General features: G+C 70.5%; 17 protein-coding genes. 12 read left to right on the top strand and 5 right to left on the bottom strand.

Features of this window, described 5'->3' with window-relative positions; translation table 11 throughout:
- Positions 1–15: 15 nt before the first annotated feature.
- The 3 genes from groES (at position 16) to IEX37_RS06545 (ending at position 2,908) form a co-directional block, all read left to right on the top strand.
- Positions 16–312: a co-chaperone GroES gene (groES, locus tag IEX37_RS06555; RefSeq protein ID WP_039394204.1), complete on the top strand. Its 297-nt coding sequence runs from the start codon at positions 16–18 to the stop codon at positions 310–312.
- 182 nt (positions 313–494) lie between these two features.
- The gene (rarD, locus tag IEX37_RS06550) at positions 495–1,421 is read left to right on the top strand and encodes an EamA family transporter RarD (protein ID WP_373286257.1); all 927 of its coding nucleotides are present in this window, start codon (positions 495–497) and stop codon (positions 1,419–1,421) included.
- Between the two features lie 236 nt (positions 1,422–1,657).
- Positions 1,658–2,908 (top strand): ABC transporter substrate-binding protein, encoded by a 1,251-nt coding sequence (locus tag IEX37_RS06545; protein ID WP_188755464.1) that lies wholly within the window; start codon positions 1,658–1,660, stop codon positions 2,906–2,908.
- A 91-nt stretch (positions 2,909–2,999) separates the two neighbouring features.
- Here IEX37_RS06545 and IEX37_RS06540 read toward each other — a convergent pair whose 3' ends face one another.
- From IEX37_RS06540 to IEX37_RS06525, 4 genes are read right to left on the bottom strand one after another with little or no spacing between them, the layout of a single operon-like run.
- The gene (locus IEX37_RS06540) at positions 3,000–3,770 is read right to left on the bottom strand and encodes an ABC transporter ATP-binding protein (protein ID WP_188755463.1); all 771 of its coding nucleotides are present in this window, start codon (positions 3,768–3,770) and stop codon (positions 3,000–3,002) included.
- Complete coding sequence (locus tag IEX37_RS06535) at positions 3,767–4,750, bottom strand: ABC transporter ATP-binding protein (protein ID WP_188755462.1); 984 nt, start codon at positions 4,748–4,750, stop codon at positions 3,767–3,769. The genes IEX37_RS06540 and IEX37_RS06535 overlap by 4 nt, the downstream gene beginning before the upstream one ends.
- Complete coding sequence (locus IEX37_RS06530; RefSeq protein WP_188755461.1) at positions 4,740–5,717, bottom strand: branched-chain amino acid ABC transporter permease; 978 nt, start codon at positions 5,715–5,717, stop codon at positions 4,740–4,742. Before IEX37_RS06530 ends, IEX37_RS06535 begins: the two co-directional genes overlap by 11 nt.
- A 3-nt stretch (positions 5,718–5,720) precedes the next feature.
- A complete protein-coding gene (locus tag IEX37_RS06525; RefSeq protein ID WP_229663120.1) occupies positions 5,721–7,073 on the bottom strand; it encodes a branched-chain amino acid ABC transporter permease in 1,353 nt (450 codons plus the stop codon).
- A 271-nt stretch (positions 7,074–7,344) separates the two neighbouring features.
- Here IEX37_RS06525 and guaB point away from each other — a divergent pair, with 271 nt between their 5' ends.
- The 8 genes from guaB (at position 7,345) to IEX37_RS06485 (ending at position 17,086) form a co-directional block, all read left to right on the top strand.
- On the top strand, positions 7,345–8,847 hold the full coding sequence (gene guaB / locus IEX37_RS06520; RefSeq protein WP_188755459.1) for an IMP dehydrogenase: 1,503 nt from the start codon (positions 7,345–7,347) through the stop codon (positions 8,845–8,847).
- 512 nt (positions 8,848–9,359) lie between these two features.
- Positions 9,360–10,475, top strand: a complete 1,116-nt coding sequence (locus IEX37_RS06515) for a GuaB3 family IMP dehydrogenase-related protein (RefSeq protein WP_188755458.1) — start codon at positions 9,360–9,362, stop codon at positions 10,473–10,475.
- Between the two features lie 118 nt (positions 10,476–10,593).
- The gene (locus IEX37_RS06510) at positions 10,594–11,400 is read left to right on the top strand and encodes an SURF1 family cytochrome oxidase biogenesis protein (RefSeq protein WP_188755630.1); all 807 of its coding nucleotides are present in this window, start codon (positions 10,594–10,596) and stop codon (positions 11,398–11,400) included.
- Between the two features lie 496 nt (positions 11,401–11,896).
- On the top strand, positions 11,897–12,430 hold the full coding sequence (locus IEX37_RS06505; protein WP_188755457.1) for a DUF3817 domain-containing protein: 534 nt from the start codon (positions 11,897–11,899) through the stop codon (positions 12,428–12,430).
- Complete coding sequence (gene guaA, locus IEX37_RS06500; RefSeq protein ID WP_188755456.1) at positions 12,427–14,037, top strand: glutamine-hydrolyzing GMP synthase; 1,611 nt, start codon at positions 12,427–12,429, stop codon at positions 14,035–14,037. Before IEX37_RS06505 ends, guaA begins: the two co-directional genes overlap by 4 nt.
- A gap of 216 nt (positions 14,038–14,253) precedes the next feature.
- On the top strand, positions 14,254–15,525 hold the full coding sequence (locus IEX37_RS06495) for a sensor histidine kinase (protein ID WP_188755455.1): 1,272 nt from the start codon (positions 14,254–14,256) through the stop codon (positions 15,523–15,525).
- A complete protein-coding gene (locus tag IEX37_RS06490) occupies positions 15,513–16,190 on the top strand; it encodes a response regulator (protein ID WP_188755454.1) in 678 nt (225 codons plus the stop codon). Before IEX37_RS06495 ends, IEX37_RS06490 begins: the two co-directional genes overlap by 13 nt.
- Entirely contained in the window at positions 16,187–17,086 is a 900-nt protein-coding gene (locus tag IEX37_RS06485) for a hypothetical protein (protein WP_188755453.1), read from the top strand. The genes IEX37_RS06490 and IEX37_RS06485 overlap by 4 nt, the downstream gene beginning before the upstream one ends.
- Positions 17,087–17,148: 62 nt before the next feature.
- Here the strand turns inward: IEX37_RS06485 and IEX37_RS06480 are convergent, their stop codons facing one another.
- Entirely contained in the window at positions 17,149–18,066 is a 918-nt protein-coding gene (locus tag IEX37_RS06480) for a Bax inhibitor-1/YccA family protein (RefSeq protein WP_188755452.1), read from the bottom strand.
- Positions 18,067–18,220: 154 nt separating this feature from the next.
- Here IEX37_RS06480 and IEX37_RS06475 point away from each other — a divergent pair, with 154 nt between their 5' ends.
- The gene (locus IEX37_RS06475) at positions 18,221–19,246 is read left to right on the top strand and encodes a glycerophosphodiester phosphodiesterase family protein (RefSeq protein ID WP_188755451.1); all 1,026 of its coding nucleotides are present in this window, start codon (positions 18,221–18,223) and stop codon (positions 19,244–19,246) included.
- The last annotated feature ends 117 nt before the right edge of the window (positions 19,247–19,363 follow it).

The raw sequence follows: 19,363 nt of genomic DNA, 5'->3' as shown, positions 1-19,363 counted from the left end.
AAGAAGAGGTACACCGTGTCGGTTTCCATCAAGCCGCTCGAGGACCGCATCGTCATCAAGCAGGTCGAGGCTGAGCAGACCACCGCGAGTGGTCTCGTCATCCCCGACACCGCCAAGGAGAAGCCCCAGGAGGGCGAGGTCGTCGCGGTGGGCCCCGGCCGCATCGACGACAATGGCAACCGCGTTCCGCTCGACGTCGCCGTGGGCGACCGGGTGCTCTACAGCAAGTACGGCGGCACCGAGGTGAAGTTCGGTGCCGACGAGTACCTCGTGCTCTCGGCGCGCGACGTCCTCGCCGTCGTGGTCCGCTGATCGCCGGCTGATTCAGCTCTGCGCTTCAGGGCCCGGATGCCTCGGCATCCGGGCCCTTTCGCATGCCTGAGACGATGCCCCGGCCCAGAGTGGCAGGAATCCGGCGCCTGACGGCCTGGGCCCCGCCCGGACGCTTTCCCGGGCGGGCGTAGGCTGACTCGGTGACCGTCAGCCCGCCGCCTCTGCCTGCGAACCGGCGCCGGATCGGCTCGGACGGCGCCGGGGTGATCTTCTCCCTCTCGGCGTACGGCCTGTGGGGCGTGCTGCCGCTCTACTTCGTGCTGCTCGCCCCCAGCGGGCCGTGGGAGGTCGTCGCCTGGCGGGTGCTGCTGTCCCTGGTCTTCTGCGCCCTGCTGCTGACCGTCGCGCGCGGATGGGGCCGGTTCTTGGCCGTGCTGCGCAGCCCGCGCCTGGCCCTCACGATGGGCGTCGCCGGCCTGCTGATCTACGTCAACTGGCAGACGTTCCTCGCGGCGGCCCTCACCGAGCACGTCATCGAGGCGAGCCTGGGGTACTTCATCAACCCGATCATGACCGTGCTGCTCGCGGTGCTGGTGCTGCACGAGCGCCTGCGCCCGCTGCAGTGGACAGCGATCGGGCTGGCGCTGCTCGCGGTGGTCGTGATCGTCGTCGGCTATGGAGCCGTGCCGTGGTACGCGCTCATCCTGTCGATCAGCTTCGGCGTCTACGGGCTGGTGAAGAAGAAGACCGGTGCCGACGTGGACGCCGTCAGCGGGCTCGCGCTCGAGACGCTGTGGCTCGTCCCCGTCGCCGCCGTGCAGCTGGCGATCGTCGCCTCGACGACCGGTGTCACGATGGGCACCGCCGGCCCCCTGCACACCGTGCTGCTGCTGTCGGCCGGCGTCGTCACCGCGGTCCCGCTGCTGCTGTTCGCCGCCGGCGCCCGGCGCGTGTCGCTCACCACGGTCGGACTGCTGCAGTTCATCGCGCCCATCCTGCAGTTCGTGATCGGTGCGGCCGTGCTGCACGAGCCCATGCCGCTCGAGCGGTGGATCGGGTTCGCGATCGTGTGGCTCGCCCTCGCCGTGCTGACGGCGGACCAGGTGCGCCACGCGCGCCGCCCGCGACCGCCCGTCCCCCTCGCCTGACCGGGCGGGAGCACCCGAGGGTCGCCTCAGGCCGTGCAGAACGACGGATCGAATAACGATTCGGTCCCGAAGCACCGTGCACTTTGCTCAGGAGGGCGCATTGGCGCATCGGAGGCGCGCCCGACCGGTAGATTTCCAGCATCCCGCGCACGCGCGGATTACCTCATCATCCGAAAGTCCGGCGTTCCGGGGTGCACCCGCCCGGTGACGGCACGGACCTCACACAAGGGAGCACCATGATCTCTCAGAAGGGTTCGCGATCCGCGAAGCTGCTGGCCGGCGTCGCGCTGATCAGCGCGACGGCCCTCGCCCTCGCAGGCTGCAGCAGCCCGGCCGAGGACACCCCGGGCGCGGAGGAGCGTCCGGAGAACGTCGACCTCACGCTGAACCTCGGCTCGCTGCTGCCCTCGACGGGGACGCTCTCGTTCCTCGGGGCTCCGATGGAGGCGGGCGTGCAGCTGGCCGTCCAGCAGGTCAACGACGCCGACGCCGGCATCCAGATCCAGCTCACGCAGGCCGACGAGGGCGACCTCGACAACAAGGCGTACGAGACCTCGATCTCGAGCCTGCACAGCGCGGGCATCACCGCGATGGTCGGCGCCGCCTCCTCGAGCGTCACCAAGCTGATCCTCGACGGCAACTCGGGCTCGGGCATCCTGACCGTGTCGCCGTCGAACACGTCGGCCGACTTCACGGGCATCGACCCGCTGTACTACCGCACCGCGCCCAGCGACAACCTGCAGGGCGAGGTGCTGGCGAACGAGATCGCCGAGGACGGCCACAAGACGCTCGGGATCATCTACCAGAACGACCCGTACGGCACCGGCCTGTTCGACGCCATCAAGACGACCTTCGAGGGCACCGGCGGCGAGGTCGTCGCGGAGGCGTCGTTCAACCAGGGCGACGGCCAGTTCAACGCCCAGGTGGAGGCCATCGCGGCCGAGAACCCGGACGCCGTGGCGATCGTCTCGTACGACCAGTTCGCCACGATCGCGCCGCTCCTCGGCAACGCCGGGGTCGACACGGGCTCGCTGTACCTCGTCGACGGCAACCTGAAGGACTGGCCGGTCCTGCCGGTGGACCTCGCGGGCTCCAAGGGCACGCGCGCCGGCGCCGAGCTGCCGGACGACTTCCTGGACCAGCTCAACGAGGTCTGGACCGCGGGCGGCAACGACCCGATCGACGCGGTCACGTACTCGGCGGAGGCGTACGACGCGGTGATCCTCATCGCGCTCGCCGCGCTGAAGGCGGTCTCGGTCGAGGGCGCCGACATCGCCGCCGCGCTCACCGAGGTCTCGGGCGGCAGCGGCGACGGCGAGAAGTGCACGAGCTTCGCGGAGTGCGCCGAGATCATCAACGCGGGCAACGTCGCGGACTACGACGGCTACTCGGGTGAGATCACGTTCGACGAGGACAACGACCCGAAGGGCGCCGCCATCGGGGTGTACGAGTTCGCGGACGGCAACACGCACGCGCGCATCAAGTAAGCGCATGACGAAGCGGCCCCGGCGCAATCCGGGGCCGCTTTCGTGTGCGAGCGTCAGCGCGGGCGTCGTGCCGGTGTCAGGCCTGCGGGCGTCAGGCGTCGGTGCCGAGCGTGCCCAGGTACAGCCCGATGACCTTCGGATCGTTCAGCAGGTCACGGCCGGAGCCCTCGTGGGCGTCGCGGCCCTGGTCCAGCACGTAGCCGCGGTCGCAGATCTGCAGGCAGCGCCGCGCGTTCTGCTCGACCATGATCGTGGTCACGCCGGCCTTGTTGATGTCGGAGACGCGGATGAACGCGTCGTCCTGGCGCACGGGGCTGAGGCCGGCGGACGGCTCGTCCAGCAGCAGGACGGTCGGGTCCATCATGAGCGCGCGCGACATCGCGACCATCTGGCGCTCGCCGCCCGAGAGCGAGCCGGCCCGCTGCCGGAGGCGCTGGCCCAGCTCGGCGAAGATGCCGGTGACGAACTCGAGGCGCTCGGCGTACGCCTTGGGGTTCTGGTAGAGCCCCATCTGCAGGTTCTCCTCGATCGTGAGCGAGGGGAAGACGTTGTTGGTCTGGGGCACGAACGCGACACCGCGCTGCACGAGCTTGTCCGCCTTCAGGCCGAGGATGCTCTCGCCGTTGACCGTGATGTCGCCCGCGCGCACGTTCACCATGCCGAAGATCGCCTTCAACAGCGTCGACTTGCCCGCGCCGTTCGGCCCGATGATGCCGATCAGCTCACCCTTGCGCGCGACCAGGTTCGCTCCGTTGAGGATGTTCACCCCGGGCAGGTAACCCGCGTGGACGTCCGTGAGCTCGACGACCACGTCGCCCGCGGGCGTCCCGGTCGCGCCGGATGCCTCGCTCGCACTCGTCATGAGTGATCCTCCTTGGCGATCTCGGCCTCGATCTCGGCCTCCGCCTCGGCCTCGATCTGCTCGCGGAGACGCTCGGCGGATCCCGCGGCCGGCTCGGGCACGCGCCCGGTCACCACGCCGAGGTCGACGTCCTGGTGCGCGCCCAGGTAGGCGTCCACGACCGCGGGGTCCTCCATGACCGTCTCGGGCGGACCCTCGGCGACCACGCGTCCCTCGGCCATCACCACCACCCAGTCGGCGATGTGGCGGACCATGTGCATGTCGTGCTCGACGAAGAGCACGGTCATGCCGCGATCCTTCAGATCCAGGATGTGGTCCAGCAGCGACTGGGTCAGCGCGGGGTTCACGCCGGCCATCGGCTCGTCGAGCATGACCAGGGTCGGCTCGCTCATCAGGGCCCGCGCCATCTCCAGCAGCTTGCGCTGCCCGCCCGACAGGGACGCCGCGTAGTCGCTCTCCTTGGCGTCCAGCTTGAAGCGCCGCAGCAGTTCCCTGGCGCGCGACTCGATCTCCGCCTCCTCGGCACGCCAGAGGAACGGCAGGAGGCTCAACCAGAACCGCTCGCCGCGCTGGCGCGGGGCACCGAGCTTCATGTTCTCCAGCACCGTGAGCAGCGACAGCGCCTTGGTGAGCTGGAACGTGCGCACCTGCCCCATGCGGGCGACCTTGAACGCCGGGACACCCGCGAGGTTCTTGCCGTTGAACGACCAGGTGCCGGCGCCCGGCCGGTCGAAGCCGCACAGCAGGTTGAACAGCGTGGTCTTGCCGGCGCCGTTCGGGCCGATCAGCGCCGTGATGGCGCCGCGGGGGATCTCGAGGTGCTCGACGTCGACCGCCGTGAGGCCGCCGAACCGCCGCTGGACGCCGTCGATGACCAGGATCGGATCGACCTTCGGGACGCCGGGCTCGGCCGGTCCCTTGGCCAATCCCGTGGTCCGGGGCCGCGCGGCGCGGGGCGCGACCTGCTCATCACTTGACAAAGGTCATCTCCCTCTTGTTTCCGAGGATGCCCTGCGGTCGGAAGATCACGATCAGCATGAGCGCGACGCCGATCGCGATGTAGCGGACGATGTCCGCCTGCGCCGCACTCAGCGGGATCATCCCGGACACGGCGAGCTGGTTCAGGAGGCTGCCGAGGAACGCGAACACGACCCAGAACAGCACGGCGCCGAGCGACGGGCCCAGCACCGTCGCCGCGCCGCCGAGGAGGAGTACGGTCCACAAGAAGAAGGTGAGCGACGTCGAGTAGCTGCCGGGGATGACCGCCGACGGCAACACGAACACGATCCCGCCGAGCGCTCCGATCACGCCGCCGACGACGAGCGCCTGCATCTTGTAGGCGAAGACGTTCTTGCCGAGCGCGCGGACCGCGTCCTCGTCCTCGCGGATGCCCTTGAGCACACGGCCCCACGGGCTGCGCACGAGCGCCCACACGAACAGTACCGACACCGCGAGCACGACGAGGCCGAAGATCCGGACCCAGAGGTCGTTCTCGTTGTAGGTCCACGGTCCGAAGCCGTAGGTTCCGGCGGGGAGCGGGTTGGCGTCGCGGAACCCCTGGTGGTAGCCCGAGAGGCCGCCCGCCGAGTTCGTCCAGTCCTTGAACAGCTCCGTGACGAACAGCAGTCGCACGACCTCGGCCGTCGCGATCGTGGCGATGGCGAGGTAGTCCGCGCGCAGCCGCAGCGTCGGGATGCCGAGGAGAAGGGCGAACGCGGCGCCCGCGAGCATGCCGACCAGCACGCCGACCCACCACGGGGCGCCGAACGTGAGGATCGAGATCGCGTAGCCGTAGCCGCCCACGGCCATGAACGCCGCCATGCCGAAGTTGAGCAGTCCCGTGTATCCGAAGTGCATCGCGAGGCCGGTCGCGGCGAGGGCGTAGGCGATCGTGACCGGGCTGAACAGGTAGGCCGCGGTGTTGCCGATGATGGTGCCGAAGTCCATGCGTCAGCCCAGCCTTTCCTTGCGACCGAGGATGCCCTGCGGGCGCACGAGCAGGATCACGATGAGCGCGACCAGCGCGGTGGCGTACTTCAGGTCGGTCGGGACGCCCAGGAGCGTCGACACCTCGACCGCCAGTCCGACGATGATCGATCCGATGAGCGCGCCGATCGCGGAGCCGAGTCCGCCGAGCGTGATTGCGCAGAACATCAGCAGCAGCATCTGCATGCCCATGTCCCACTTCACGCCGGGGCGGAAGTACGCCCACAGGATGCCGGAGATCGCGGCGAGGACGCCCGCGAGGATCCACACGATGCGGACGACCCGGTCGACGTCGATGCCCGACGCGGCGGCGAGCTGCGGGTTGTCGGAGATCGCCCGGGTCGCCTTGCCGAGGCGCGTCTGGGTGAGGAAGTACGCGACCCCGAGGATCACCACGAGCCCCGCTCCCATGCCGATGAGGTCGATGTAGGACAGCGAGATCGGGCCGAGGCGCATCGGCTCGGGGCTCGAGCCGGGCAGCTGGTGGGTGTTTCCGCCGATGAGGAACTGCAGCACGTAGCGCAGGGCGAGCGAGAGGCCGATGCTGACGATCAGCAGCTGCACGATCCCGAACCCGCGTCGTCGTAGCGGGCGCCAGATCCCCGCGTCCATCGACCACCCCAGCAGCCCGCCCGCGACGACCGCCGCGACGATCCCCAGCCACAGCGGGAGTTGCCAGACCGACGACACGATCAGCGCGACCACGGCGCCCCACGTCACCATCTCGCCGTGGGCGAAGTTCGACAGCCGGGTGGTGCCGTAGATCAGCGCCGCGCCCATGGACGCCAGCCCGAGCAGGAGCCCGAAGTTGATGCCCCCGACGATGCGCGACACCAGCTGGTCGGCGAACGATGTCGTCTCGCGCACGCCTTCGCCGAGGAAGAGGTTGACGATCTTCGTCCCCGTCAGACCGAACTCCACCGCGAACGAGGCCGTGGTGCCGTCGACGGGTTGCATGCCCTCCGGCAGCTGCGTCGCGTCGACGATCACCCCGTCGGGCAGCGTGTCCTCGTCGACCGTGAGCGTGTAGCTGTCACGGTCGGGCACGTACAGGCGCCACCGGCCCTCGGCGTCCGTGGTGGTCTCGGCGGTGAAGCCGCCCCCGTCGACCGAGATCGTGACGTCCGGCACCGGCTCGTCCTCGAAGGTGATCATCCCGCCGAAGTAGAAGTCGGTGACCTCCTGGCCGTCGGGCGTGACGTTGGCCGATGCCGCGGCCGGCGCCGCGAAGACGACGAGGGTGAGGGCGAGAAACAGCGTGCCGAGCGCCGCGAGCAGCCTGTGCCCGCTGCGAGACGTCGAGATCGACGGATCCACAGAACCTCCTGTCCAGTACCCAGACCCCGACGGAACTGTGTAATCGGCCTTGATGTACGACCGTACGAGCGTAATGTGTCGTGTCTGTTTCAGCCAATGCGCGGGTCGCGAAACAGTCCGCTGCCGGAATAGATCCAGCTTTCCGAGCCTTAGAATCCCATACAGGGAAGAGCGGCGCAGCGGTGGTCCCCGCCGCCGCAGGCGCGCTCGGCATCCTCGGAAGCGGCGGCCTCGGGCGGCCACCCCAGCGACAGCGGCAGGAGCACCACCCATGAGCGACTACGACCCGTTCGGCTTCGTCGGACTCACCTACGACGACGTGCTGCTGCTGCCAGGGCACACGGATGTCATCCCCAGCGAGGCGGACACCTCGTCTCGGCTGACGCGCAACATCCGCGTCGCGACGCCGCTGCTGTCCAGCGCGATGGACACCGTCACCGAGGCGCGGATGGCGATCGCGCTCGCGCGCCAGGGCGGGATCGGGATCCTGCACCGCAACCTGTCGATCGCCGACCAGGCCACGCAGGTCGACCGCGTGAAGCGCAGCGAGTCGGGCATGATCACCGACCCGATCACGACGACGCCCGACGCGACGATCGAAGAGGTCAACGGGCTGTGCGCGAAGTACCGCATCTCCGGCCTTCCCGTGATCGACGCCGACGGCCGCCTGGTGGGCATCGTGACCAACCGCGACATGCGCTTCGTCAGCGAGTTCGAGCGCACCACCACGCTCGTCAAGGACGTCATGACGGCCGACGGGCTCGTGACCGGCCGCGTGGGCATCGGTCCGGAGGAGGTCGTGGCGCTGTTCGCCGAGCACCGCGTAGAGAAGCTGCCGCTCATCGACGACAAGGGCAAGCTCGCGGGGCTGATCACCATCAAGGACTTCGACAAGAGCGAGAAGTACCCCCACGCGACCAAGGACGCCCAGGGCCGCCTCCGCGTCGGCGCCGCGATCGGCTTCTTCGGCGACGCGTGGGAGCGCGCGGAGGCGCTGCGCGACGCGGGCGTGGACGTGCTCGTCGTCGACACCGCGAACGGCCAGTCGCAGGGCGTGATCGACATCGTGCAGCGACTCAAGGCCGACCCGAGCTTCGCGCACATCGACGTCATCGGCGGCAACGTCGCCACGCGCGAGGGCGCCCAGGCGCTCGTGGACGCGGGCGTCGACGCCGTCAAGGTGGGCGTCGGCCCGGGGTCGATCTGCACCACGCGGGTGGTCGCCGGCGTGGGCGTGCCCCAGGTGACCGCGATCTACGAGGCATCGCTCGCGGCGCGTCCGGCCGGCGTCCCGGTGATCGCCGACGGCGGCCTGCAGTACTCGGGCGACATCGCCAAGGCCCTCGTCGCGGGCGCCGACACCGTGATGCTCGGCTCGCTCCTGGCGGGCACGGACGAGTCGCCCGGCGACATCGTGTTCCAGAGCGGCAAGCAGTTCAAGCAGTACCGCGGCATGGGATCTCTCGGCGCGATGCAGTCGCGCGGCAAGCAGACCTCGTACTCGAAGGACCGCTACTTCCAGGCCGACGTCCCGAGCGACGACAAGCTGATCCCCGAGGGCATCGAGGGGCAGGTGCCCTACCGCGGCCCCGTCTCCGCGGTCGTCTATCAGCTGATCGGTGGCCTGCGGCAGTCGATGTTCTACGTCGGCGCCCGCTCGATCGACGAGCTCAAGGCCCGCGGCAAGTTCGTACGCATCACGTCGGCCGGCCTCAAGGAGTCCCACCCCCACGACGTCCAGATCGTGGTCGAGGCCCCCAACTACAAGCGGTAGCGTTCCCCTCCCCGGTGCGCGTCGCACCCGGTTTCGACTCCGCCGCTGCGCGGCTCCGCTCAACCCGTTTCGACTCCGCGGCTGCGCCGCTCCGCTCAACGACCGGGACTAAACCCCGCTCGTTGAGCGGAGCGAAGCGAAGTCGAAACGGGTTGAGCGAGCGAAGCGAGACGAAACCGAGCTCTACCCGGTCCTCTCCCCCCACCCCTACCCGGTGCGAGCGCGTAGCGCGAGCGTGCGGGCGCGAGTGCGCCCGCCACCAGGCGCGCAGCGCCGGCGCGCGGAGCAAAGCGAAGCGCCTCCCTCGCGGAGCGGCCCCTCGGGGCCCGACGCGTGGGAGAAAAAGAAACGAGCGCGTAGCGCGAGCGTGCGGGCGCGAGTGCGCCCGCCAACCAGGCGCGCAGCGCCGGCGCGCGGAGCAAAGCGAAGCGCCTCCCTCGCGGAGTGGCCCCTGGGGGCCCGACGCGTGGGAGAAAAAAGAAAGCGCTACACGGGAAAGATAGAGTGAGACGGTGAGTGAGATCGAGCTGGGCCGCGGGAAGCGCGCGCGACGCGCGTATGCGTTCGACGACATCGCGGTGGTGCCGTCGCGGCGCACGCGCAATCCGGAGGACGTCTCGACGGACTGGTCGATCGATGCGTTCCACTTCGGTGTGCCGGTTCTCGGCGCGCCTATGGACTCGGTCGTGAGTCCGCAGACGGCCATCATGCTCGGTCACCTCGGCGCGCTCGGCGTGCTGGACCTCGAGGGACTGTGGACCCGGTACGAGGACCCGGAGCCCCTGCTCGACGAGATCGCGTCGCTGCCCGACGAGGTCGCGACCAGCCGCATGCAGCAGCTCTACGCCGAGCCGATCAAGCCCGAGCTCGTGACGGCGCGCATCAACGAGATCCGCGCCGCAGGTGTGACGGTGGCCGGCGCGCTGACGCCGCAGCGCACGCAGGAACTCTACGAGACGGTCGTCGCGGCCGGGGTCGATCTGTTCGTCATCCGCGGCACGACGGTGTCGGCCGAGCACGTGTCGAGCGTCGCCGAGCCCCTCAACCTCAAGAAGTTCATCTACGACCTCGACGTGCCCGTCATCGTCGGCGGCGCCGCGACGTACACGGCGGCGCTGCACCTCATGCGCACGGGCGCGGCGGGCGTGCTGGTCGGCTTCGGCGGCGGCGCGGCCTCCACGACCCGCGCGACCCTCGGCATCCACGCGCCCATGGCGACCGCCGTCTCGGACGTGGCGGGGGCGCGCCGCGACTACCTCGACGAGTCCGGCGGGCGGTACGTGCATGTGATCGCCGACGGCGGCGTGGGCACCTCCGGCGAGATCGTGAAGGCGCTCGCGATGGGCGCCGACGCGGTCATGCTGGGCGTCGCCCTGGCGCGCGCGACGGACGCTCCCGGCCGCGGCTTCCACTGGGGACCCGAGGCGCACCACCCGATGCTGCCGCGCGGACGCCGGGTGCGGGTGCCCCAGGTCGGCACGCTGGAAGAGGTGTTGTACGGACCCGCGCCGGTGGCCGACGGCACCGCCAACCTGATCGGAGCCCTGCGCAAGTCGATGGCGACGACCGGTTACTCCGACCTCAAGGAGTTCCAGCGCGTCGACGTCGTCGTCGCCCCGTACCACTAAGAGGAGACGGATGCGCGACGACGAGGCAGACCGGTCGGCGGAGCCCCGTGGCGCCGCTGTGCCCGCCGACGCGACCGAGCTCGAGCCGCTCGTCTTCCCGCCGACGCTGCGGGAGGTCATGCTCCGGCCCCGCTGGATCGCGATGCTGCTGCTGGCGCTCGTCGTGGCCGCGATCTTCGCGTGGCTCGGGCAGTGGCAGCTCGGACACGCCATCGACACGGATCCGGTGCCGGAGGGCGTCACCGAGGAGGTCCGCCCGATCGAGGCGGTCGTGCAGCCGGGCGAGTACCTGCCGGAGCCGTTCGTGGGTCAGCGCGTCGAGGTGGAGGGCCGTTGGGTGCCGGGGGACTTCCTTCCGGTCTCCGGGCGCTACAACGACGCGGTCGAGGGCTTCTGGGTGACGGGGCAGCTGCGCGTCGAGGGCGCCGCGGATCCCACATCCCTCGCCGTCGCGATCGGCTGGGCGCCCACGCGGGAGGCGGCCGAGGCGGCGATCGAGGCGCTCGACGCGGCGGCCGCGGTCTCCGCGGACGCCGACCCCGTCGCCCTCGCCGGGCGCGTGATCTCGGATGAGGGTCCCGGCATGCCGCCCGCGGGCGGCGCTCCCACCGACGTGACCCGGATGTCGCCCGCGGCGCTGCTGAGCCAGTGGCACGATTTCGACGGCACCGCGGCGGAGGGGGTCGACGTCTACCGCCCCTACCTGGCGTCGACCGATCCCACGGGCGGGATCGCGGACGCCGGGCTCGACGCGATCTCGTCGCCCGCCCCGCTGGTGTCGAACGGCGTCAACTGGCTCAACGTCTTCTACGCCGTCGAGTGGGTCATCTTCGCCGGCTTCGCCTTCTACATCTGGTACCGCCTCGCGAAGGACGCCTGGCAGCGCGAGGTCGAGGAGTTCGAGGGCGGCGGCGAGGACGAGTGAGGTCTCTCGCGGCTGGTTGGGTCGACGTGGGTTTGGACTCCGCCGCGTTTTCTTTTTCTCCCACGCGTCGGGCCCGGAGGGGCCGCTCCGCGAGGGAGGCGCTTGCGCTGCGCTCCAGCGCGCCGGCGCTGCGCGCCTGGTTGGCGGGCGCACTCGCGCCCGCACGCTCGCGCTTCGCGCTCGTTTCTTTTTCTCCCACGCGTCGGGCCCCCGAGGGGCCGCTCCGCGAGGGAGGCGCTTGCGCTGCGCTCCAGCGCGCCGGCGCTGCGCGCCTGGTTGGCGGGCGCACTCGCGCCCGCACGCTCGCGCTTCGCGCTCGCACGGGGTTGAGGTGGGTGGGTAGGGGTAAGGGGCGTTCGGTCGCTCGTTGAGCGGAGCGGCGGAGCCGCGGAGTCGAAACGGGTTGAGCGAGCGAAGCGAGACGAAACCGAGCTCCACCCCGCCGGCGGGTGGCCGTTGGATCGGACGCTCAGCCGTGCCGATCTAGACTGGACGTATGCCCGCGCCCAAGCTCGCCACGTTCCCGCAGATCCGAGGCGCGCTGAAGTTCTACCAGATCGCATCCGTGATCACGGGCGTCGGACTTCTGCTGCTCGTCGCCGAGATGATCCTCAAGTACACGCCGCTGCACGTGGAGCTGTTCCTGGGCGGGTCCGGCGGGTTCCTGTGGTTCGCGCCCGTCATCGCGAGCCCGGAGTGCCTGTGGTGGTCGCAGTTCGTGCCCAGCGCGACCGCGTGCGAGATGATCTCCAGCGGCGACGGCATCAACCTGTCGCTGGGCATCCTGATCGCGCACGGCTGGTTCTACGTCGTGTACCTGTTCGCCTGCTTCCGCGTGTGGAGCCTGATGCGCTGGCGGTTCCCGCGCTTCCTCCTGCTCGCCGGCGGCGGCGTCGTCCCCTTCCTTTCGTTCTTCATGGAGCACCGCGTCGCGCGCGACGTGAAGCGGTACCTCGCCGAACGAGAGGCCAAGGCCGCCGCCCGCGCGGCCGGCAACCCGCCCGCTGAGACACAGGAGGTCGCTTCGTGAGCGAGTCCCCCGTTCCCCTCGAAGCCGACGTCTCCGCCGACACCGCCCAGCGCCCGGTCCTCGTCGTCGACTTCGGCGCGCAGTACGCGCAGCTGATCGCGCGGCGCGTGCGCGAGGCGGGCGTGTTCAGCGAGCTGATCCCGCACACCGCGACCGCCGAGGAGATCGCCGCGCGCAACCCGGTCGCGCTGATCCTGTCGGGTGGACCGTCGTCGGTGTACGAGCCCGGGGCTCCCACGATCGACCGTCGCGTGTTCGACCTCGGCGTCCCGACGCTCGGCATCTGCTACGGCTTCCAGGTGATGGCGCAGGCTCTGGGCGGCGAGGTGGCGAACACCGGTCTGCGCGAGTACGGCGCGACCGGCGCGGCCCTCGTGGGCGACGGCGGCGTGCTGCTGGGCGGGCAGCCGGCCGAGCAGAACGTGTGGATGAGTCACGGCGACCAGGTCTCGCGCGCTCCCGACGGCTTCCAGGTGCTCGCCTCGACCGCCGCGACCCCGGTCGCCGCCTTCGGGAACGACGAGCGCTGCTTCTACGGCGTGCAGTGGCACCCCGAGGTCAAGCACACCGACCACGGGCAGGAGATCATCGAGAACTTCCTGCACAAGGCCGCGGGCCTGCCGGCCGACTGGAACGCCGGCAACGTCATCGCCGAGCAGGTCGAGCGCATCCGCGAGCAGATCGGCTCCGCGCGCGTGATCTCCGCGCTGTCGGGCGGCGTGGACTCGGCGGTGTCCACCGCGCTCGTGCACCGCGCGGTGGGCGACCAGCTCACAGCGGTGTTCGTTGACCACGGCCTGCTCCGGAAGGGCGAGCGCGAGCAGGTGGAGAAGGACTACGTCGAGTCGACCGGCGTGCGCCTGATCACGGTCGACGCCGCGGACACGTTCCTCGGGCACCTCGCGGGCGTCACGGACCCCGAGGAGAAGCGCAAGATCATCGGGCGCGAGTTCATCCGCGCCTTCGAGAAGGTGCAGAAGGACCTCATCGCGGAGGCGGCGGCCGAGGGTGAGCCGATCCGCTTCCTCGTGCAGGGGACGCTGTACCCGGACGTCGTCGAGTCGGGCGGCGGTGCCGGCACCGCGAACATCAAGAGCCACCACAACGTCGGCGGGCTGCCCGAGGACCTCGACTTCGAGCTCGTCGAGCCGCTGCGCACGCTGTTCAAGGACGAGGTGCGCGCGATCGGCCGCGAGCTCGGCATCCCGGAGGCGATCGTCGGCCGCCAGCCGTTCCCCGGCCCGGGCCTCGGGATCCGGATCATCGGCGAGGTCACCCGGGAGCGCCTCGAGATCCTGCGCGAGGCCGACGCCATCGCCCGCGAGGAACTCAGCGCCGCGGGGCTCGACGGCGAGATCTGGCAGTGCCCCGTCGTGCTGCTGGCGGACGTCCGCTCGGTCGGCGTGCAGGGCGACGGCCGCACCTACGGCCACCCCATCGTGCTGCGCCCCGTCTCGAGCGAGGACGCCATGACGGCCGACTGGACGCGCCTGCCCTACGACGTGCTCTCGAAGATCTCCAACCGCATCACCAACGAGGTGCGCGAGGTCAACCGGGTCGTGCTCGACGTCACGTCGAAGCCCCCGGGGACCATCGAGTGGGAGTAGTCCTCTCGGGCACCGACCCCACGTGAAAGGCCGCCCCACCGCCATCCGATGTCCCAGTTGTGGTCGGTATGGGTACTGCATTCCGGCCGGAAGTGGGACACAGACGTCGGGTTTCCGGCACGAGATGGGACACGGTCCGTCGTTTCGGGTTATCCCGAACGGATCCGTCGGGATCGCTCGGCGGTGCGCGGAGGGGGCGCGGCCTAGCGTGGAGCCATGACCTCACAGCCCGCCCCCTCACCGCGCCGGCGGCTACCGGCGCATTCCTCTCCTGCCGTGCTCGCCGGCGCGGCGGTGCACCTCGCCGCCATGGGCCTGCTCGGGCCGATCGCGCTGCCGATCCTCGGCATCCTGCTCGGCCTCGGCATCGGACTGCTGCCCGTGTTCGGCATCGGTTTCGTCTTCCTGCTCGGCTTCGTCTACCTGCTCTTCGCGATCGGCTGGGCCGAGACCGCGCGCATCGACGGCCTGTACGACGTCGACCTGCCGCCGCTGAAGGCGCGCCGCGCGGATCGTCCCGGCTTCGGCGGCTTCCTGCGGATGGTGTGGCGCCAGTTCATCGATCCGTCGATGTGGCGCGCGGTGGCGAACGCCGCGATCTCGGCCATCCTCGGAACCGTGCTGCTCGGCAGCGCGAGCGCGCTCGTGACGTCGGCGGCCTTCGCCTTCGCGCCGCTGTACTCGCAGGACGGGTGGGCGCGCCTCTTCGGCTTCGACATCGCGGTCGGCTGGGCGCCGGTCGTCGGCATCGTCGTGTTCCTCTGCGCCGCAGCCGTGATCGTGGGGCTGGCCATCCTGCACGGGATGCTCGCCCGCGTGATCGTCGTGCCGACGCGCGAGGCGCAACTCGTCGAGCAGGCGCGGGTGTCCGATGTGCAGCGCGCCGGAGCCCTCCGCGCCTCCGAGGTGGAGCGCACGCGCATCGAGCGCGACCTCCACGACGGCGTGCAGCCGCGCCTGGTGTCCGTGGGCATGACGCTCGGACTGGCGCAGCAGAAGATCGACGAGGACCCCGCCACCGCGAGAACGCTCATCGCCGAAGCGCACACGTCGACCAAGGCGGCCATCACGGAACTGCGCCAGCTCGCGCGCGGGATCCACGCGTCCGTGCTCGACGACCGCGGCCTCGACGCGGCGCTGTCGGCGCTCGCCGGCCGCTCCCACATCCCGGTGCACCTCGACGTCCGCATCGACGGACGCTGCAGCCGGGACGCCGAGACGGCCGTGTACTTCGCGATCGCCGAGTCGCTCACCAACGCCGCCAAGCACTCCCGGGCCAGCGAATGCCGGGTCGTGGTGCGACGTCGCGACGACGGCACCCTGTGGGCCCGCGTAGAGGACAACGGCCTGGGCGGCGCGCGCGTGCTGCCCGGGGGAGGCCTGGACGGCATCTCCAACCGCGTGCTCGCCGCCGGCGGCAGCATCCGACTCGACAGCCCGCAGGGCGGGCCGACTGCTCTGGAGGTGAGCGTGCCATGCGGATCCTGATCTGCGAAGACTCGGTGCTGCTGCGCGAGGGGCTCGTGCGCCTCGTGGAGGACGGCGGGCACACGGTCGTCGCGGCCCTGCCCGACGCGTCCGAGCTGTTCGCCACCGTGGCGGAGACCGACCCCGAACTGTGCATCCTGGACGTGCGGCTGCCTCCGACGTTCACGGACGAGGGCATCCGTGCCGCGCTCGAGCTGCGAGCGAAGCGGCCCGAGCTGCCGGTCCTGGTCCTGTCGCAGTACGTCGAGGAGCGGTACGCCAGCGAGCTCATCACGAGCCAGGGCGGCGCGCTCGGCTACCTCCTGAAGGACCGCGTCGCGGACGTGTCCGAGTTCCTCGACTCGCTCGCCCGCATCGGACAGGGCGCCACGGTGCTGGACCCGGAGGTCGTCGCACAGCTGCTGACGCGGCGCACGCAGGACGACCGGATGGCGCGCCTCACCGAGCGGGAGCGCACCGTGCTCGCGCTCATCGCCGAAGGGAAGTCCAACCAGGCGATCGCGGGCCTGCTCTTCCTCTCGGAGGCGAGCGTGGAGAAGCACATCACCGCGATCTTCCAGAAACTCGGCCTGGAGCCCGACGAGTCCGGCAACCGCCGCGTGCTCGCAGCCCTCGCCCATATCGAACGCAGCGGCGGATCGCCGCAGACAGGAACGGCACGATGAACGACAGTCTGACCCCGCCCCCCGCCCCGCCGAGCCAGGGCACCCCTCCTCCGGCGGCCCCTGGGAACCCTCCCGCGCCCGCCGCCCCCGCGCCGCACCAGCCTCGACCGGGCGGTGCCGGCAAGGTCGTCTCGGTGATCGCCATCGTCGTCGGCGCGCTCGTCCTGATCGGCACGATCTGGGGCTCCGTCCGCGGCGCCGTGGCGGACGCGTCGAGGGGCGATTCGACCCTCACCGCCAGCGCCGCGGGCGTGACATCCCTGCGTGTGGACGCGGCCGCGGCGCGATTCGAGATCGAGTTCGACGACGTGGACGAGGCCGTGCTCGACGTCGTGGGCGGCCGCGGCGGCGCGTGGACCCTCGAGCGCCGCGACGGCGAGCTGCGCGTGACGAGCCCCGACCGCGGCTGGGGCTGGTTCGGCGTCAACCGCGGCGACGAGCGCGTCGTGCTGACGCTGCCCGAGCGGCTGGAGGACGCCCGACTGGATGCGGATCTGACGCTCGCTGCGGGCGAGCTGCGGGCGACAGGCGCGTTCGGAGCGCTCTCGCTGGATGTCGGCGCGGGCGGCATGGACGTGCGCGGCGCGGCCGAATCGCTCGACGTCAGCGTGAGCGCCGGACAGGCGCAGTTTGACCTCGCAGACGTCTCCGACGCGAACCTCTCGGTCGCGGCGGGCCGCCTGATCGGGACGCTGACGGGCGATGCCCCGGACGACGTCACGGTGTCGGTGAGCGCCGGCGAGCTTGACGTCGAGCTGCCCCGCGGCGCATACGACGTGCGCTCCGACGTCTCCGCCGGATCCTTCGACAACCGCCTCGACGTGTCGCGGGGTGCCCGCTCCACGGTGGACGTCGAGGTGGCCGCTGGACGGGCGGTGCTCAGCAACGCCCGATGACATCCCCGCGGAACGACGAAGGGCCCGTCATTGTGACGGGCCCTTCGCTGTGGAGATATGCGTCAGTTGTTGCCGCGCAGGATCGCGATGATGCGCAGGATCTCGACGTACAGCCAGACGACCGTGACCATGATCGCGAAGGCCGCGCGCCAGCCGAACTTGCGGGGCGCACCGTTGCGGACGCCGTTCTGGACCATCTCGAAGTCCATCACGAGCGAGTACGCGGCGAGGAACACGACCAGCACGCCGATGACGAGGCCCAGCGGGATGCCCATGATCGTGGCGGAGTGCAGGCCGAACATCATGTTGCCCGGAAGCACGCCCGTCCACATCAGCACGAGGTTCAGCAGGCTGAACACCATGTAGCCGATGATGGCGATCATGAAGATCTTGCGGCCGCGCGGGGACGTGCGCACCTTGCCGCTCGCGAAGAGCGCGAGGGTCACGCCGACGACCGCGACGGTCGCGAGCGTCGCCTGCATCACGATGCCGGGGAACAGCACCTCGAAGTAGGCGGAGATGCCGCCGATGAACAGGCCCTCGAACGCGGCGTAGGCCAGGATCAGCGGGACGCTCGGGTTCTTCTTGAACGAGTTGACGAGGCCGAGGATGAACCCGCCGGCGAGGCCGACGATCCACGGGACGAGCGTCACATCGCGCGGGTCGCCCGAGGCGAGCGCCGGCGCGAGCGTCCAGTTCCAGGACACGACGGCGAGGACGAGCATGACGGCGAAGAGGCCGACGGTCTTCCAGATCGTGTCCTCGACGGTCATGCGGCCCGTCTCGGTGGCGCCGGCCGGAGGAGCTGCGAACGCGCCCTCCATCTGCGCCTGCGAAGCGAGGTTCACGCCCATGTGCGAGTACTGACCCGCCTGGGCCGGGCCGCCGAGCCCGGCGGCCTGGGGTCCGCCCGGGTAGGTCTGCACCGCGCGCGGATCCTGCTGCTGGAAAACGGGACTGTTGAAACCGGGGCTGGCCATGATGGTCACACTCCAAGATCGGTGAGCCGGCGCCTCTCCACGACGCCGTGCTACGTCCACGATACCCCGCATCCTTATGCGGCTGCTGGGGATTCCGGCATCCCCGGCGAAGCCTCGCACGGTCGGGGAAGGCGCGGGTCATTACGCTGAGGACATGCCCCGCCGCCGTCCGCTCGTGATCGGCCACCGCGGCGCGCCCGGGTACCGTCCCGAGCACTCGCGCTCGTCCTACGACCTGGCGCTCGAGCTGGGCGTCGACGCGGTCGAGCCCGACGTGGTCGCCACGCGCGACGGCGTGCTGGTCGTGCGGCACGAGAACGAGATCTCGGGCACCACGAACGTCGCGGACCGCCCGGAGTTCGCCGATCGCCGCACGACCAAGACCGTCGACGGCGTGAAGCTGACGGGCTGGTTCACCGAGGACTTCACGTGGGAGGAGCTGTCCACTCTGACCACCCGCGAGCGGATCCCGGCCATCCGCGCCGCGAGCGCGACGTTCGACGACGCGCAGCCGATGCTGCGGCTGACCGACGTGCTGGAGCTCGTGCGGTCGGCGTCGCTCGCGCAGGGCCGCGAGATCGGCGTGGTGCTGGAGGTCAAGCACGCGACGTACTTCGCCGGAATCGGCCTGGATCTGGTGCCGCTGGTCGTCGCCGACCTGCGCGCAGCGGGCTGGGCGTCGGGGGAGCTGTCGCTCGTGATCGAGTCGTTCGAGTCGACCGTGCTGCACCGCCTGCGCGAGCAGGGAGTCGCTGCGACGTACATCTATCTGCTCGAGTCCCGCGGCAAGCCGTTCGACCTGGTGGCGGCGCACGGAGACGACGCCCCGACTTACGCCGCGACGGCACGCCCGGGTGGTCTCGATCGGCTGGTGGGCGAGGTGGACGGGATCAGCGTCGACAAGCGGATGATCCTCGCTCCCGATCGCCTCGGCCGCGCGACGGGCCCCTCACCGATCGTGGCGGACGCGCACGCGCGCGGGCTCCAGGTCTACACCTGGACCTGCCGGCCCGAGAACGCGTTCCTCACCCCCGAGTTCCGGACGTCCGGCCTCGGCGGGAGAGCGGGCAAGGCCGCGTTCGGCGACTACGAGGCCGAGTGGGACATCGTCCGCCGCTCCGGCGTGGACGGCGTCTTCGTCGACCACCCCGACCTCGGCCTGGCGTTCTTCCGCGGTTGAGCCCCCGCGTCCCCACCCCGGGTCCGTTGACTAGCTGTGGTGTCCAGGTAGGTTGTTGAGTCTGCTGATGGGCGGGGCTCCGATGGCGGAGTGGCGCCTGTGGTGATTGTAGAAGTG

This window comes from Microbacterium album (genome assembly GCF_014643695.1).
In the GTDB taxonomy this organism is placed as follows: domain Bacteria; phylum Actinomycetota; class Actinomycetes; order Actinomycetales; family Microbacteriaceae; genus Microbacterium; species Microbacterium album.
This window is presented reverse-complemented; position numbering and strand designations above follow the sequence as displayed.

What these genes read in the sequence shown, in the direction of transcription:
- IEX37_RS06545 (WP_188755464.1), top strand. Translation starts at nt 1,658, where the DNA reads ATGATCTCTCAGAAGGGTTCGCGATCCGCGAAGCTGCTGGCCGGCGTC.
- IEX37_RS06540 (WP_188755463.1), bottom strand. Translation starts at nt 3,770, where the DNA reads ATGACGAGTGCGAGCGAGGCATCCGGCGCGACCGGGACGCCCGCGGGC.
- IEX37_RS06530 (WP_188755461.1), bottom strand. Translation starts at nt 5,717, where the DNA reads ATGGACTTCGGCACCATCATCGGCAACACCGCGGCCTACCTGTTCAGC.
- guaB (WP_188755459.1), top strand. Translation starts at nt 7,345, where the DNA reads ATGAGCGACTACGACCCGTTCGGCTTCGTCGGACTCACCTACGACGAC.
- IEX37_RS06510 (WP_188755630.1), top strand. Translation starts at nt 10,594, where the DNA reads ATGCTCCGGCCCCGCTGGATCGCGATGCTGCTGCTGGCGCTCGTCGTG.
- IEX37_RS06505 (WP_188755457.1), top strand. Translation starts at nt 11,897, where the DNA reads ATGCCCGCGCCCAAGCTCGCCACGTTCCCGCAGATCCGAGGCGCGCTG.
- IEX37_RS06495 (WP_188755455.1), top strand. Translation starts at nt 14,254, where the DNA reads ATGACCTCACAGCCCGCCCCCTCACCGCGCCGGCGGCTACCGGCGCAT.
- IEX37_RS06490 (WP_188755454.1), top strand. Translation starts at nt 15,513, where the DNA reads ATGCGGATCCTGATCTGCGAAGACTCGGTGCTGCTGCGCGAGGGGCTC.
- IEX37_RS06485 (WP_188755453.1), top strand. Translation starts at nt 16,187, where the DNA reads ATGAACGACAGTCTGACCCCGCCCCCCGCCCCGCCGAGCCAGGGCACC.
- IEX37_RS06480 (WP_188755452.1), bottom strand. Translation starts at nt 18,066, where the DNA reads ATGGCCAGCCCCGGTTTCAACAGTCCCGTTTTCCAGCAGCAGGATCCG.
- IEX37_RS06475 (WP_188755451.1), top strand. Translation starts at nt 18,221, where the DNA reads ATGCCCCGCCGCCGTCCGCTCGTGATCGGCCACCGCGGCGCGCCCGGG.